Source organism: Segniliparus sp. (assembly GCF_051660745.1).
GTDB lineage: Bacteria > Actinomycetota > Actinomycetes > Mycobacteriales > Mycobacteriaceae > Segniliparus.
Genome location: NZ_JBOFQF010000028.1, coordinates 295,738 through 310,471 on the forward strand (window position 1 = coordinate 295,738; position 14,734 = coordinate 310,471).

At 69.4% G+C, this 14,734-nt stretch carries 12 protein-coding genes; 6 read left to right on the top strand and 6 right to left on the bottom strand.

All coding sequences use genetic code 11. The features are described 5' to 3' along the window. Positions 1-3: 3 nt before the first annotated feature. Together ACRC20_RS08900 and ACRC20_RS08905 are read right to left on the bottom strand one after the other, a co-directional pair. Positions 4-1,320: a hypothetical protein gene (locus ACRC20_RS08900; protein ID WP_438686003.1), complete on the bottom strand. Its 1,317-nt coding sequence runs from the start codon at positions 1,318-1,320 to the stop codon at positions 4-6. Continuing rightward, a complete protein-coding gene (locus ACRC20_RS08905) occupies positions 1,317-2,336 on the bottom strand; it encodes a hypothetical protein (RefSeq protein ID WP_438686004.1) in 1,020 nt (339 codons plus the stop codon). Before ACRC20_RS08905 ends, ACRC20_RS08900 begins: the two co-directional genes overlap by 4 nt. 123 nt (positions 2,337-2,459) lie before the next feature. Between ACRC20_RS08905 and ACRC20_RS08910 the strand changes: the two genes are divergently transcribed. The 6 genes from ACRC20_RS08910 to ACRC20_RS08935 are packed head-to-tail and all read left to right on the top strand — an operon-like array spanning position 2,460 to position 8,244. Beyond that, the gene (locus ACRC20_RS08910) at positions 2,460-3,548 is read left to right on the top strand and encodes an NAD(P)-dependent alcohol dehydrogenase (protein ID WP_438686005.1); all 1,089 of its coding nucleotides are present in this window, start codon (positions 2,460-2,462) and stop codon (positions 3,546-3,548) included. Between the two features lie 41 nt (positions 3,549-3,589). Next, the gene (gene hisD / locus ACRC20_RS08915; RefSeq protein ID WP_438686006.1) at positions 3,590-4,921 is read left to right on the top strand and encodes a histidinol dehydrogenase; all 1,332 of its coding nucleotides are present in this window, start codon (positions 3,590-3,592) and stop codon (positions 4,919-4,921) included. Further along, complete coding sequence (locus ACRC20_RS08920) at positions 4,918-6,045, top strand: histidinol-phosphate transaminase (RefSeq protein WP_438686007.1); 1,128 nt, start codon at positions 4,918-4,920, stop codon at positions 6,043-6,045. Before hisD ends, ACRC20_RS08920 begins: the two co-directional genes overlap by 4 nt. Then, positions 6,042-6,656, top strand: coding sequence for an imidazoleglycerol-phosphate dehydratase HisB (gene hisB, locus ACRC20_RS08925; protein WP_438686008.1), 615 nt, complete (start codon positions 6,042-6,044; stop codon positions 6,654-6,656). Before ACRC20_RS08920 ends, hisB begins: the two co-directional genes overlap by 4 nt. Next, entirely contained in the window at positions 6,653-7,303 is a 651-nt protein-coding gene (gene hisH, locus ACRC20_RS08930; protein ID WP_438686009.1) for an imidazole glycerol phosphate synthase subunit HisH, read from the top strand. The genes hisB and hisH overlap by 4 nt, the downstream gene beginning before the upstream one ends. A 29-nt stretch (positions 7,304-7,332) precedes the next feature. Beyond that, on the top strand, positions 7,333-8,244 hold the full coding sequence (locus ACRC20_RS08935; RefSeq protein WP_438686201.1) for a tetratricopeptide repeat protein: 912 nt from the start codon (positions 7,333-7,335) through the stop codon (positions 8,242-8,244). 19 nt (positions 8,245-8,263) lie between these two features. Here ACRC20_RS08935 and ACRC20_RS08940 read toward each other — a convergent pair whose 3' ends face one another. From ACRC20_RS08940 to ACRC20_RS08955, 4 genes are all read right to left on the bottom strand, one after another. Continuing rightward, complete coding sequence (locus ACRC20_RS08940; RefSeq protein WP_438686010.1) at positions 8,264-9,766, bottom strand: peptidase; 1,503 nt, start codon at positions 9,764-9,766, stop codon at positions 8,264-8,266. Between the two features lie 82 nt (positions 9,767-9,848). Next, positions 9,849-12,083 carry a 1,4-alpha-glucan branching protein GlgB gene (glgB, locus tag ACRC20_RS08945; RefSeq protein WP_438686011.1) on the bottom strand — a complete coding sequence of 745 codons (2,235 nt, stop codon included), beginning with the start codon at positions 12,081-12,083 and terminating at the stop codon, positions 9,849-9,851. A gap of 37 nt (positions 12,084-12,120) precedes the next feature. Further along, positions 12,121-14,166, bottom strand: a complete 2,046-nt coding sequence (locus tag ACRC20_RS08950; RefSeq protein ID WP_438686012.1) for an alpha-1,4-glucan--maltose-1-phosphate maltosyltransferase — start codon at positions 14,164-14,166, stop codon at positions 12,121-12,123. Positions 14,167-14,256: 90 nt separating this feature from the next. Continuing rightward, positions 14,257-14,625, bottom strand: coding sequence for a hypothetical protein (locus ACRC20_RS08955; RefSeq protein WP_438686013.1), 369 nt, complete (start codon positions 14,623-14,625; stop codon positions 14,257-14,259). Between the last annotated feature and the right edge of the window lie 109 nt (positions 14,626-14,734).

A 14,734-nucleotide genomic window follows, 5' to 3' on the forward strand; every position in this document is an offset into this window, starting at 1 on the left:
CCGTTACTGGTACACGCCTTTTTCGCGGGCCATGTCGGCGACCGTTGCGCGGACGGCGCCGCGTTGCGCGTCGATCTCCTCGGACAGATGCGCGAGCCAAGCCCGCCACCGAGGGTCTGGCTTCGGCCCTGCGGCTTCCCGCTCGGCCGCGAGCAGCTCTTTGCTGTTCGCGAGTCGGATTTGTCCGGAGCGCAGCCGGACGGCGAGCGGGCGGGCCTTCGGGCCGAACGATGCGAGCGCGGCTTTCGCGCTCGCCAGGCGGGCGGTCACATCGGCCAGCGCGCGCGAATCTGCGCATCCAGAGCGCACATCGTCGGCCTCGTCGGACAGCGCCGCCGCGAGCCAGGCTCCTTCGGCGCGGGTGGCTTTGCGCCAGAGGCCGAGGAGCGCGAGCGGGCTGAACGCCGTCATCGCGAAGAGCGGCCAAGGCGCGGCCACGACGCACAGCGAGACCACGCCGAAAAGGCCGAGTCCGAGGCCGACTTGCCACGCGCGGCTCCGAATCGGTCGCAGCACTGCGGACGCGAAGCCGAATCCGGCGACAACGGCCCACACCCAGGCCCAGCCGTTTGTGACAGAGGCGAATGCCGCTCGGGCCACGCCGTCGAAAAGACAGGCCAGTGCTGCTGATCCGAGCACGGCTGCCGTGGCGACGGCGAGGCGGCGGAGCTTCGTCGCCCCGGCCGCGTCGCGGGCGGCGGCGAGTCCGTACCCCGCGATCGCGGGGGCGGCCCACGGCGCGGCGGCGAGGGCGAACCAATGCGGCAGCCCCACTGCGAGCGATCCTGCGAGCCTCTCGCCCGGATTGTCGGCGGCGCCGTGCGCCAAGGCCAAGAGCAGTTGCCCGGACCACATCCCGAGGCCGCAGCTCATGCCGATCTTCATGCCATCGGTCGGCCGCAACGCCCGTTCTCCGGCGAGGGAGAGGAGCAGGAACACGCCGAGGACCGCCAAGACGTCATGGGACGAGGGCATGGCCAGCCAACGGGCGAGCGCGCCGCCGTTGGCGAGGCCGAGCATTTTGACCAGCAGTTGGCCTGTCGCGCGGTCTGTCTCGGCGGCGAGCACGGCGCAAGCGGCTCCCCAGCCGAGCCCGCCGCCGAGCAACGACCGTGGCAAGGTCGCGTGCGGGTCGAGCGCCCAGCCGAAGGCCGCGACCAGGGCCGCTCCGGCGAAGGCGAGCACTGTCCAAAGCAGGAACGTGCCGCCGCTGGCTCCGGCGAGCTCATGGGGCCCGCGCCAGAACAACGCCGCGCCGAGGACCGCGAGATAGGCCCAGAAGGCGGTGTCTCGTGGGCGGAGGAAAGCGCGGCCGTTCACGGGGTGATCCTCACGCTGGCCTGGAGCTCGCGCCACTTCTCCCAGAGGGGTTTCTGTCCCGGCCCGCTCAGCTCAGGACCTTGCCCGTTGGTGGAGAGCACCAGGAGGAGCACGGTGGTGCCGTAGTCGTACAGCAGTGCCTGGTGATTGCGGTCGAGATCGTGGTTGCGGGAATTCCAGACGTGGTAGTTCTGCTCGATCTGGAGCACGCGGAGGGGTTTGCCTCGGGAGTCCTTGACGGTGACGGGCACGGGGTAGAGGTTGATGCGATCACGGACCCCGAGTTTCACGGCCGCGTATTTGCGCAAATAGTCTTCCGCGTTCGGCACGTGGTCTTCCCGGAGGATCCGAAGCTCGGCCCCGTCCTGTTTGACGACGAGCTCGCGATGTTGGTCGTCGAACGGTTCGAGGCCCCAGCCGGAGAAGGAGGACAGGCTCACCGACACCTCCGGGCGGATAGTGCCGAGGCTTTGCGTGGCGGCGGTGGCGCTCACCTGCGCCAGTCGGTCCCGGGTCTTCGCGTTGACGACGCCGGGCACGAACAGCACCACAGCGGTGAGCGCGAGGACGGTCGAGCTCGCGAGCCACCCGCGATTGGGGAAGGCCCGTGCGACGATCCACGGCGAGGCGAGCACGAGAGCCCCGGTCCACCGCAGCAGCGACCAGGCAGGCCGCAGTATCCACCGCCAGAGGGGCCGTAGGAGCCATCGCCAGATTTGCAGGCCTGCCCAGCGCAGCGGCAGCCAGAGGACGGGCCGCAGTGCCCACTGCCAGAGGGGCCGTAGGAGCCATCGCCAGATTTGCAGGCCTGCCCAGCGCAGCGGCAGCCAGAGGACGGGCCGCAGTACCCACTGCCAGAGGGGCCGTAGGAGCCATCGCCAGATCTGCAGGCCGATGAAAACGATTGCCGCCCACAGCAGCTGGAAGGGCTTCGCCAACCCCGAGAGGACAGGCGTGAGCAGAACGCGGTCAGACCACGCGCGCGCCCGAGAAGTCAGCTTCGTCACTTGAAGCATTGTGGCGTCTGGCGGAAGCGCAGTTCACAGGCCCCTCGGAAGAGGGGGCCCGGCGAGCGGCCCGGTCTGGACTTGCCCTAGAGCACGCTCCAGGTTTTAGGGTGGTCGTATGCGCATCAACGTATGCGCGGTCCGTCTGCACATTTGGAGGAGATCATTGTGACTTTGTCCGTACCCGCGTACGCCGCTTTCTCGCCGACCGAGCCGCTGCGCCCGACGGTGGTGGAGCGCCGGGAGCCCGGCCCCAAGGATATCGTCATCGACATCGCGTGGGCGGGGATCTGCCACAGCGACATCCACACCGTCCGCAACCAGTGGGGGCCTGCGAGCTTCCCGGTGGTGCCTGGCCACGAGATCGCGGGCGTGGTGACCCAGGTCGGCTCGGAGGTCGAGAAGTTCAAGGTCGGCGACCACGCGGGCGTCGGCTGTATGGTCGGCTCCTGCGGCGAGTGTCCGAACTGCAAGGCGGGCGACGAGCAGTACTGCTCCGGCTCGGGCATGATCGGCACGTACAACGCGGTGGGCAAGGACGGCCTGCCGACCTACGGCGGCTACAGCGACCTGATCGTGGTGGACGAGGGCTTCGCGCTCAAGGTCCCGGACAACCTGCCGCTCGACCAGGTCGCGCCGCTCTTGTGCGCGGGGATCACCACGTACTCGCCGCTGCGGCACTGGAACGCGGGCCCCGGCACGCGCGTCGGGGTCGTCGGCCTCGGCGGGCTCGGGCATATGGCGGTGAAGCTGGCCGACGCGATGGGCGCCGAGGTGACCGTGCTCAGCCAGTCGCTGCGCAAGCAGGAGGACGGGCTCAAGCTGGGCGCGGACCACTACTACGCGACCAGCGACAAGGCGACGTTCAAGCAGCTCGCCCGCTCGTTCGACCTCATCCTCAACACGGTGTCGGACGGGGTGGACATCGCGGGCCTGCTGGAGCTTTTGGACATCGACGGCACCCTCGTGCAGTTGGGCTTGCCGGAGCACCCGCTGAACATCGGCCCCTCGCCGCTGATCATGGGCCGCCGCCGCTGGGCGGGCTCGCTCATCGGCGGGATCGCCGAGACGCAGGAGATGCTCGACTTCTGTGGCGAGAAGGGTATCGGCTCCGAGGTGGAGCGGATCGAGTCCGGGCAGATCAACGAGGCGTACGATCGAGTCGTCAAGAGCGACGTCCGCTACCGGTTCGTCATCGACGGCAACACCTTCAAGGCGTAATGCGGGAGCTGGCCGCTTCGTGGCCAGCTAGAATCTCAGGCATGCCTGACTCTCCACCTTTGTTGCGCCGGATCGATTTGCGCGGCAGCGCGCATTCGGCCCGAGAACTGCGCGACATCGTGCCCCGGGGCGAGGTCGCGGTGGACTCGGTGGCGGACACGGTCGCGGAGATCGTGCGGACGGTCGCCGAAGGCGGGGCGCAGGCTGCCCTCGCTTTCGGCGAACGCTTCGACGGCGTCCGCCCGGCACAGGTCCGGGTGCCCGCTGCGGCGTTGAAAGAGGCGGAGGCGGAGCTCGACCCGGCGGTTCGGGAAGCTTTGCTCGAAGCCATCGCCCGCGCGCGACGAGGGCATGAGGCGCAGCTGCGTCCGGAGACGACCACGGTCCTCGCCGACGGAGCCACAGTCCGGCAGCGCTGGGTGCCCGTGGAGCGGGTCGGCCTCTATGTCCCCGGCGGCAAGGCGGTGTACCCGTCGAGCGTCGTCATGAACGTGGTGCCCGCGCAGGTCGCAGGCGTGCGGTCGATCGTTGTCGCCTCGCCGCCGCAGCGCGGCAACAGCGGGCTGCCGGATCCGCTGGTGCTCGCCGCTGCGGCGCTGCTCGACGTGGACGAGGTGTGGGCGGTCGGCGGCGCGCAGGCGGTCGCGCTCTTGGCGCACGGGGGCACGGACACGGACGGGGCGGAGCTGGACCCGGTGGACGTGATCACCGGGCCGGGGAACATCTTCGTCGCGGCGGCCAAACGGCTCGTCCGCTCGCGCGTCGGCATCGACGCCGAGGCCGGGCCGACGGAGATCCTCGTCCTCGCGGACGACACGGCCGACCCCGCGCATGTCGCGGCCGACCTCATCAGCCAAGCCGAGCACGACGAGAACGCGGCGAGCGTCCTGGTCACTCCTTCGGAGCGGTTCGCTGAGGCCGTCGAGGCAGAGCTCGCGCGGCAGCTCCCCGCCGCCGAGCGCCAGACGCAGCTTCGCGCGGCCCTCGCGGGCCCCCAGTCCGCCGTGGTCCTCGTCGACGACCTTGAGCAGGGGATCGCGGTCGTGAACGCGCACGCCCCGGAGCACCTGGAAGTGATCACCGCCGACGCCGCGGCGGTGGCCGGGCGGGTGAACGCCGCAGGGGCGGTGTTCGTCGGCCCGTGGGCCCCGGTCAGCCTCGGCGATTACTGCGCCGGGTCCAACCACGTCCTGCCCACCGCCGCGACAGCGCGGCACAGCTCCGGCTTGGAAGTGGGGGTGTTCTTGCGAGGCATGCAGGTGGTCGAGTACACCGAGGCGGCGCTCCGAGAGGTCGCGGGCCACGTCCAGGCGCTCGCCGCGGCCGAGCAGCTGCCCGCGCACGGCCAGGCGGTCAAGGCGAGGTTCGCATGAGCGTCCCCCGCGAGCGGGAGGTACCCCCAACCCGCTTGTCCGACCTGCCGCTGCGGGAGGAGCTGCGGGGCAAAGAGCCCTACGGCGCTCCGCAGCTGGAAGTCTTCGCGCGGCTCAACACGAATGAGAACCCGCACCAGCCCGCGACCGAGCTGATCGACGATTTGGAGAAGTCTGTCGCGCACGCGGCGGTCGAGATGAACCGCTACCCGGACCGGGACGCGGAAGCCCTGCGCGAGGATCTCGCCAGCTACCTCGCGAAACGCACCGGAGTGCCGCTCGCCGCCGCGAACGTGTGGGCCGCGAACGGCTCGAACGAGATCCTCCAGCACCTCTTGCAGGCGTTCGGCGGGCCGGGGCGCGTCGCGCTCGGCTTCACCCCCTCGTACTCGATGCACCCCATCATCGCGCGCGGCACGCACACGGAATGGGTCGAATGCCCTCGGCGGGGCGACTTCTCCATCGACCTCGGCGCGGGCCTCGCGGCCATCGCGGAGCGCCGTCCGGACGTGGTGTTCGTGACCACCCCGAACAACCCGACCGGAGCCGTCGTCCCGACCGACCAGATCCGCGCCATCGTCGAAGCCGCCCCGGGCATTGTGATCGTGGACGAGGCGTACGGCGAGTTCACCGACGAGCCCAGCGCGATCCGGTTGATCGACCAGTTCCCGACCAAGCTCGTGGTGACCCGCACGATGAGCAAGGCGTTCGCGTTCGCCGGGGCCAGGCTCGGCTATTTCGCGGCTTCGCCCGCGATGGTCGACGCGATGCTGCTGGTGCGCCTGCCGTACCACCTCTCGGTGCTCACCCAGGCCGCCGCGCGCGCCGCGCTCCGGCACGCCGACCTCACACTGGGGTCGGTCGCAGATGTGGCCGCCGAGCGCGACCGAGTGGTCGGCGCGTTGCGGACAATGGGCTACCACGTCTATCCGACGGACGCGAACTTCCTGCTCTACGGGTTCTTCCCGGATGCGGGAAAGGCGTGGCAGGCGTATTTGGACCGGGGCGTGCTCGTCCGCGACATGGGCTTGCCGCACCTGCTCAGAATGAGTGTGGGATTGAAGGCTGAGAACGACCTGTTCCTTGAGATCAGCGCGGACTTGGAGAGGAAGGAGACCCGGTGACCGATCGCCGAGCCCGGATCGAACGGGCGACCAAAGAGACCAAAGTGCTCGTCGAGATCGACCTCGACGGCTCCGGGGCGGTGGACGTCGCCACCGGCGTGCCCTTCTACGACCACATGCTCACCGCGTTCGGCGCGCACGGCGGCTTCGACCTGACCGTCCACGCCGAAGGGGATGTCGAGATCGAGGCGCACCACACGGTGGAGGACGTGGCGATCTGCCTCGGCCAGGCGATCCGCCAGGCGCTCGGCGACAAAGCCGGGATCACCCGCTTCGGCGACGCGTGGGTGCCGATGGACGAGTCGCTCGCGCACGCCGCGGTGGACGTCTCGGGGCGGCCGTACTTCGTGCACGTCGGGGAGCCCGAGACGCTTGAGGCGTTCACGATCTCCGGCTCCTCGGTCCCGTACCACACCGTGATCAACCGGCATGTCTTCGAATCGCTGAGCTTTCACGCGCAGATCGCGCTGCACGTCCGAGTGATCCACGGCAGGGACCCGCACCACATCACCGAGGCGGAGTACAAGGCGGTCGCGCGGGCGCTGCGCCAGGCGGTGGCCATCGACCCGAAGGCGCACGGCAAGGTCCCCAGCACCAAGGGCGTCCTATGACTTCTGTCGTCGTGTTCGACTACGGCTACGGGAACGTGCACTCGGTCGCGAAGGCCGTCGCGAAGGCAGGCGCGCAGGTGCAGGTCACTGCGGACCCCAAGGCGGCGCTCGCCGCCGACGGGCTGCTCGTGCCCGGAGTCGGCGCGTTCGACGCGTGCGCGAAAGGATTGCGGGACGCGGGCGGGGACAAGCTCGTCGACCAGCGCCTCGCTGGCGGAAGGCCGGTCTTGGGGATCTGCGTCGGGATGCAGGTGCTGTTCGAGGGGAGCGAAGAGCACCACCACGACATCCCCGAGCCGGGGCTTGCGCAGTGGTCTGGCAGGGTCGAGCGCCTCGCCGCGCCGGTGCTGCCGCATATGGGCTGGAACACTGTGGACTTCCCCGAGGACAGCGAGCTCTTCGCCGATGTCGCCAAGGGCTCCCGGGTGTACTTCGCGCACTCCTACGCGGCGCGGGAGTTCTCGCTCGTCGGCGGGGGCCCCTTCGCGGCTCCGCGAGTGACCTGGGGCGAGCACGACGACAAGTTCGTCGCGGCGGTGGAGGCCGGGGCGCTGTGGGCGACCCAGTTCCACCCGGAGAAGTCCGGCGCGGTCGGCAATCAGCTGCTGCGCAACTGGCTCGAGCATTGTGGAAGACTGTCATTATGACCAGACCGCAACCGTCGCGCGCGGCTTCGATGCACGGGGCAGTGGACTTGTCCGCGCTGAAAGCCCAAGCCGACCGCCCGGCCCCGCCTCAGGCTCCGTCGCAGGCCGCCCCTCCGGTCGACTCCGAGCACGTCTTCGACGTCTCCGAGGAGGATTTCGAGATCCAAGTCTTGGAGCGCTCGACGCGCCAGGTCGTCGTCGTCGACTTGTGGGCGACCTGGTGCCAGCCGTGCAAGCAGCTCTCGCCGGTCCTTGAGGGCTTGGCCGCGCAGTCCGGCGGACGCTGGGTCCTCGCCAAGGTGGACGTGGACGAGAACCAGCGGATCGCGCAGATCTTCGGGGCGCGGTCGGTCCCCACCGTGGTGGCTATCGCGGCGGGCAGGCCGGTGAGCGCGTTCCAAGGCGCGCAGCCCGAGTCCGCCGTGAAGCAGTGGCTCGCGGACGTGCTGGAGCAGGCCGCGCCGGTGCTCGGGCAGGAGGCTCCTGCGGAGGAGTCGGTGGACCCGAGGCTGGTCGCCGCTTCCGAGGCGCTCGCGAGCAATGATTTCGCCACGGCGAAAGCGCTGTTCGAGGACATCAAGGCGCGCGGGGCAGACGAGACAGAGGGCTCGCAGAAGGCTGCGACGCGCAAAGCGACCGCCGAGGCAGGGCTGCGCGAGGTGGCTTTCCTCGAGCGCGTGAGCGCGATCTCCCCAGAGGTGCTGCGCGTGGCGCAGGAAAACCCCGGCGATATCGACGCGCAACTCGCGGCCGCGGACCTCGAAGTGGCGGCGGGCCGCGCCGATCAGGCCTTCGACCGGTTGATCGGCGCGGTGAAAGCCAGCCCGGAGCCCGGCAGGACGGCCGCGCGCAAACGGCTTCTGGACCTCTTCGAGCTGTTCGAGCCTGCGGACCAGACCGTCATCGCCGCGCGGCGGAAACTGGCCAGCGCGCTGTACTAGCCGCGCAGGCGCCGCTCTGTCAGGAGAGCGGCGGGTACTGCTTGACGCACACGTCTCGCGGCCCGACGACGCCCACTCGGAACGCGTTGAAACGAGTGAGCGCGCTCGGCGCGGCCTGGCCGTTGATGTCTTGCGCGATGTAGCCGTGCTGCACGAGCTCGCTCGACGGCTTGTCGAGATCCCCAGGGGTGAGAATGATCGGCTTGTGCGCGGCGTCGATCCCGTATTCGCCGACGATGCTGCGCAGCCACGCGCCTGCGAGGCAGGCTCCGACCAGTCCCGCGCCGAGCCCGGCGCGGGGCTGTCCGAGCTGCTTGAGGTAGGCGAGGCCGAAGCGGGAGGCGATGACGGAGAAGGCCGCGGTGTCCCCGGTGATCTGGAGCGGCACGCCTTCGGATTGCGTCGGCGTGCCGATCTTGGCGAGCGCCGCGATGTCGAGGCTCACGGTGTTGTTCGCCTCGCAGTACAGCGCAGGCGGCGCCTTCTGCGGGTCGGCGTCGATTTTTTGGTTCGGGCAGTTCTTGTCGATCCCGTCGTAGGTGACATTCGGCATGCTGGTCAGCGCGCCTTGGTAGAACTGCGTGATGGACGGGATGATGTATTGCCTGAGGTGCTCGCGGTCGATGGGGATGTTGTCCTGGCCGATCTGCGGCTCGGCGACGATGGGCAGCCCGTTGCGGCGTTTGTCGATCTCTTGCCTGTTGATCTTCGCGCAGGCGTCCGCGCCGTCGGCGAACCCCATGCGGAAGGCGCTGATCCGGTCGAAGCCGCTCCCGTGCTCCTTCTCCTTGTAGTCGCTTTCGGAGGTCGACTGGGGGTCGTCGCGCAGGGCGAGCATCGCGGCGAGGATGGTGTTGAGCCCGTTCGCCGAGTTCAGCTGGAAATGTTTCGCATGCCCTTCGACGACATGGCGGATGAAGAAGCCCGCGAAGCAGTCGGCCTGCTGCTCGAAGACGATGGTCGGGTCGGTGTCCTGGACGAGATTGGCCAGGTGCTGGATCCGGTGCCCGTACTCGTGGGCGAAGACCGCCACGATCGCGATCGGGGGGAACTCGTTGTCGAGGAGCGGCATGAGGACGCCCCGGTCCCAGGCGATGGCGTCTTCTCGGAAGCAGTACATCGCGTTCGGCTTGTGGTAGACATTGCTGCCGCACGCCTCGGCCCCGTCCTCGCGGGCGTCGTACGAGTAGAGCGTGTCCACAGGTTGGAACGGGGCTGCTTGTTTGAAGTATTTCGGCAGTTTCACGCGCCAGAACGCCTCGATGTCGTCGAGCGCCGCGATGGCGAGCTGGTCGGTCTGCTTCCCCGCGCCGTCCTCGCCCTGCGTGCCCTTGACCGAGCGCGGCGGCACGGGCACGCCCGCCTTGAGGCCGTTCGGCCCCCCGGCAGAGGGCAGCCCCGGCACGACGTCCCGGTAGCTCGGCGGCATCCGGGAGGAATTGCCGGAGACAGTCTGGACGCAGCCCGTCGCCACGAGGCAGAGGGCGACGAGGAGGAAGAGAGAACTCCCACGGTGACGCATAGGGGAGATCATAGAGCTTGTCGTTCGGGGACGAGCCAGATGGCCGGGCGTTTTCTGCGATGGCGGCCTTGTCCGTGGAAGCCTATCGTTTGGGCACGAGCCAGATCGCGGAGAGCTTCGCGATGGAGATCTGCGCAGAGGCAGGCCTGCCGTGCCATGGCTGCGCGTCGGCCGTCACCGATCCAAGATTGCCGTTGCCCGAGCCCGCGTACAGCTCGGCGTCGGTGTTGAGCACTTCGACCCATTCGCCCGCGTCGGGCAGCCCAACCCGGTAGCTCGACAGATCGGAGCCGGACAAGTTCACCACGCACGCGAGCTTGTCGCCGTCCGAGGAGATCCGCAGGAAGGAGAGCACGTTGTTCTGCGCGTCGTTCGCGTCGATCCACTCGAAGCCCGCAGGCGAGGCGTCGAGGCTCCACAGCGCCGGATGCTCGCGGTAGACCGGGCCGATGTCACGGACCAGCGCCAGGATCCCTCGGTGCAGCTCGCCCTCCCAGCCGTCGAGCTGCCACCAGTCCAGCCCCTTGTCGGCCGACCACTCGGCGCGTTGCCCGAACTCCTGGCCCATGAAGAGCAGCTTCTTGCCGGGATGCGCCCACATGTACGCGAGGTAGGACCGGACGCCCGCGGCTTTGTCGTGGCTCGGCCCCGGCATCCGCGACCACAGCGTGCCCTTGCCGTGCACCACTTCGTCGTGGCTGATCGGCAGGACGTAGTTCTCGCTCCACGCGTACATGAGCGAGAAGGTGATCTCGTTGTGGTGGTACATCCGGTGGATCGGGTCGTGGCCGAAATAGCGCAGCGAGTCGTGCATCCAGCCCATGTTCCACTTCATGTTGAAGCCGAGGCCGCCGAGCGAGGTCAGCCGGGTCACGCCGGGCCAGGCGGTGGACTCCTCCGCGATGGTGACCACGCCGGGGTGGTGCTTGTGCACCGTCGCGTTGAGCTCCTGGAGGAACTGCACCGCGTCGAGGTTCTCCCGCCCGCCGTACGGGTTCGGCTCCCACTCGCCGTCGGGGCGGGAGTAGTCGAGGTAGAGCATCGAGGCCACCGCGTCCACGCGGAGCCCGTCGATATGGAACTCCTCGAACCAGTAGAGCGCGTTGGCGACGAGGAAGTTGCGCACCTCGTGGCGGCCGAAGTCGAAGACGTAGGTGCCCCAGTCCGGCTGCTCGCCCCGGCGCGGGTCCGGGTGCTCGTAGAGCGGGGCTCCGTCGAACCGGGCGAGGGCCCAGTCGTCCTTCGGGAAATGCGCGGGCACCCAGTCCACGATCACGCCGAGGCCCCGGCTGTGCAGGTGGTCGACGAAGGCGCGGAAATCATCGGGGGCGCCGAATCGCGAGGTGGGGGCGAAATACGAGGTCACCTGGTAGCCCCACGAGCCGCCGAACGGATGCTCCGCGACCGGCAGGAGCTCCACATGGGTGAAGCCGAGGCCCGAAGCGTGGTCCGCGACCCGCTCGGCGAGCTCGCGGTAGCACAGGCGCCCGCCGTCGTCGGATTGGGCGAAGGACCCGAGGTGCACCTCGTACACGGCCATCGGCTCTTCGGCCGGTCTGCGGCCCGCGCGGCGGGCGGTCCACTCCTGGTCGGTCCACGCGAACACGCTCTTGGCCACCACGGACGCGGTTTGCGGCGGGAGCTCGGTCTGGAAGGCGAGGGGGTCCGCCTTCAGCCGGGCCGCGCCGTCCGCGCCGAGGACGCGGTACTTGTACTTCGCCCCGATCCCCACATCGGGGAGGAAGACTTCCCACACCCCGCTCGAGCCGAGGGACCGCATGGGCGCGGCGTGCGGGTTCCAGCCGTTGAAGTCGCCGACGACCGCGACGCCCTTCGCGTTCGGGGCCCAGACCCGGAACGCCGTGCCCGCGACCTGCCCGAAGACGACGGGATGGGCGCCGAGCGCCTCCCAGAGCCGTTCGTGGCGGCCCTCTCCGATCAGATGCAAATCCAGCTCGCCGAGCGTGGGCTCGAAACGGTAGCCGTCGTCGCCGAGGACCTCGTTGCCGTCGTCGTATTGGACGCGCAGCCGGTAGTACGGCAGGTCGAAGAGCGGGATGTACGCGCCGAAGACCCCGTGCCCGAGATGGTCGAGAGAGGCCTCGGACCCGTCCGCGAAGACCGCCGACACGCTGTGCGCGAGGGGGCGAACGGCACGGATGGTCCAGCCGGAGCCGGTCGGGTGCGCGCCGTAGACGCCGTGCGGGTTGTAGTGGGAGCCTTCGAGGAGGCGGGCGAAGTCGTGGTCGGGGATCCGGGCAGGCCCGGAGACCGGCTTCTGCTTGGCGGGCTCCACGTGGGTGAAATGCGTGCTCATTGGTCGGCTCGTTCCTGTAGGTGCTTGATCCTCGTGCTCACCGTCGGTACGCCAGCGCCTCTCGGGCGGGCGCGGGGATCGTCGGCAGGGCGACGATGTGCGCTGCGGTGAAGGCCGGGTCGAGGCGCACGTAGTTGCCGTGGCCCCATTCCCATTCCTGGCCGGTGACCTCGTCCCGGACGGGGAACCGGGCGCCGGGCTCCTGTCCGATCGCTTCGAGGTCGAGCCAGAGCGTCGTCTCGCGAGGGGCGTGCGGGTCGAGGGTCACCACGACGAGCACCGCGTCGCCAGTGGCCGGGTCGTGCTTCGAGTAGGCGATGATCTCGTCGTCGTCGGGATAGTGGAAACGCAAGGTGCGCAGCTGCCCGAGCGCAGGGTGCGCCTTGCGGATCGCGTTGAGCTTCGTGATCCAAGGCTCGAGCGAACGCCCGGAGCGCAGCGCCCCCGCGAAATCCCTGGGGCGCAGCTCGTACTTCTCCGAGTCCAAGTACTCCTCGCTGCCCGGACGCACCGGCAGGTGCTCGTACAGCTCGTACCCGCTGTACACGCCCCAGGCCGGGCTGAGCGTCGCGGCGAGCGCGGCGCGGGAGGCGAAGGTCGCCTCGCCGCCCCGGACGAGCTGGTCGGTGAGGATGTCCGGGGTGTTCACGAACAAGTTCGGCCTGCACACGTCCGCGTGGTCGACGAGGTCCGTCATGAACTCGACGAGGTCTTCTTTGGCGGTGCGCCACGTGAAGTAGGTGTAGGACTGGCTGAAGCCGAGCTTCGCGAGGCCGTAGAGCCGGGCAGGCCGGGTGAACGCCTCGGAGAGGAACACCACCCCTGGGTGCTCTTGCCAGATCCGCGCGATGAGCCAGCTCCAGAAGTCCGGCGGCTTCGTGTGCGGGTTGTCGACCCGGAAGATCCGCACCCCGAGCCCGACCCATTTGAGCACGACTTCGAGCACGGCCTGGCGCAGTCCGGCGGGGTCGTTGTCGAAGTTGAGCGGATAGATGTCCTGGTATTTCTTCGGCGGATTCTCCGCGCAGGCGATCGTGCCGTCCGGGCGGGTCGTGAACCACTCCGGATGCTCTTTGGCCCACGGGTGGTCGGGGCTGCATTGCAAAGCGAGGTCGAGCGCGACCTCGAGGCCGAGGTCCTCGGCGCGGGCGACGAACCGTTTGAAGTCTTTCTCGTCGCCGAGCTGCGGGTGGATGGCGTCGTGGCCGCCTTCGGACGCGCCGATCGCCCATGGCGAGCCGACGTCGTCCGCGTCGGCGACGAGGGTGTTGTTGCGGCCTTTGCGCGCGGTTCTCCCGATGGGGTGGATCGGGGGCAGGTACACCACGTCGAAGCCCATCGCGGCGGCCCGTTCGAGCTGGGCCTCGGCGGTGGTGAAGGTGCCGTGCGCGGGGGAGCCGTCCTCGTCCCAGCCTCCGGTGGAGCGGGGGAAGAACTCGTACCAGGCGCCGTGCGCGGCGCGGCCGCGCTCCACGAAGATCCGGTGGACGCGGCCCCGTGTCACGAGCTCCCGGACCGGGTGGCGGCGCAGGATGGACGCGACCTCGTCGCTGATCGCGAACTCTGCGCGGGCGCGGAGCGATCCGGCGGAGCGCAGTCGCGCGACGGCGGTTGTCAGGGCCCGCCGCTCGTCCGGGCCGCCGAGGGGCGCGGCTTGCTCCAGGCCGAGTGCGGTTTCAAGGCCGAGTGCTTTTTCAAGAATCCGAGCGCCCTCTTCGGTCTCGTTGGCGAACCCCTCGTCCGACTCGAGGTCGGCGGCCTCGGTCGCGAGGAAAGCCTCGATATGGCCGCGCCAGGTCGTGTACGGGTCTCGCCAGCCGTCCACACGGAACTGCCAGAGCCCCTGGCTGGCGAGCGGCACAAGCGCGTGGAAGGTGTCCGGCCTGACTCCGGGGCTCATCTGCGCGACGACAGAGTCCGGCAGTCCGGGGGTCATCGCGACGACCGTCGCGCCGAGCTTGTCGTGCCCGTCTCCCCAGACGACAGCGCTGATCGGGAACAGTTCGCCCACCGTGGCTTTCGCGGGGTACGGCTCCTCGCCGACCGCTGGAGCGATGTCGTCGATCACCAGTCGTGCGGTCATGCCCCCACGCTACCGGATGTCGCCGATAAGCTCGCCGTGAAGCTCGCCGATACGGGGCTTCCGGTAGCGCGGGGCGGGGCTGGCCGAAGATCAGCGGTCGTCGTCGGGGCCCTCGCGGTCGTCCTGGTCTTCACCAGGGCGGTCGCGGTCGTCCCGCTCTTGGCCCTCTTGGCCGGGCCGGGCGTGCTCGTCCCGCTCTTCGCCGGGCTGAGCGCGCTCCTGTCCGGGCCGGGCGTGCTCGTCCCGTTTTTGATCGGGCCGGGTGCGCTCTTCGCCGGGCCTGCCGGGGCCGTCGGGACCAGGGGGCGGCGGCGGAGGGGCGAACACTGCGGGAACGGAGGAACTCGGTTCTGCTCCGGCGACAGCCGTCGCGCCGAAGCCGAAAGCCGCGCCTGCTGCGGCCAGTCCGAGCAGTCCGACGAGACCGCGCGCTGCTTTGTGCTGGTTGAGCTCAGCCATGGATGACTCCTCTCTGAGGGGGCGACAGTCCGAGTGGAGCTGCCAGCCGCAGCCTAACGGCGGTTTCTTGGAGGGCGGCAAGCAAATAGCGACGCTCCGCCGCAGTTCT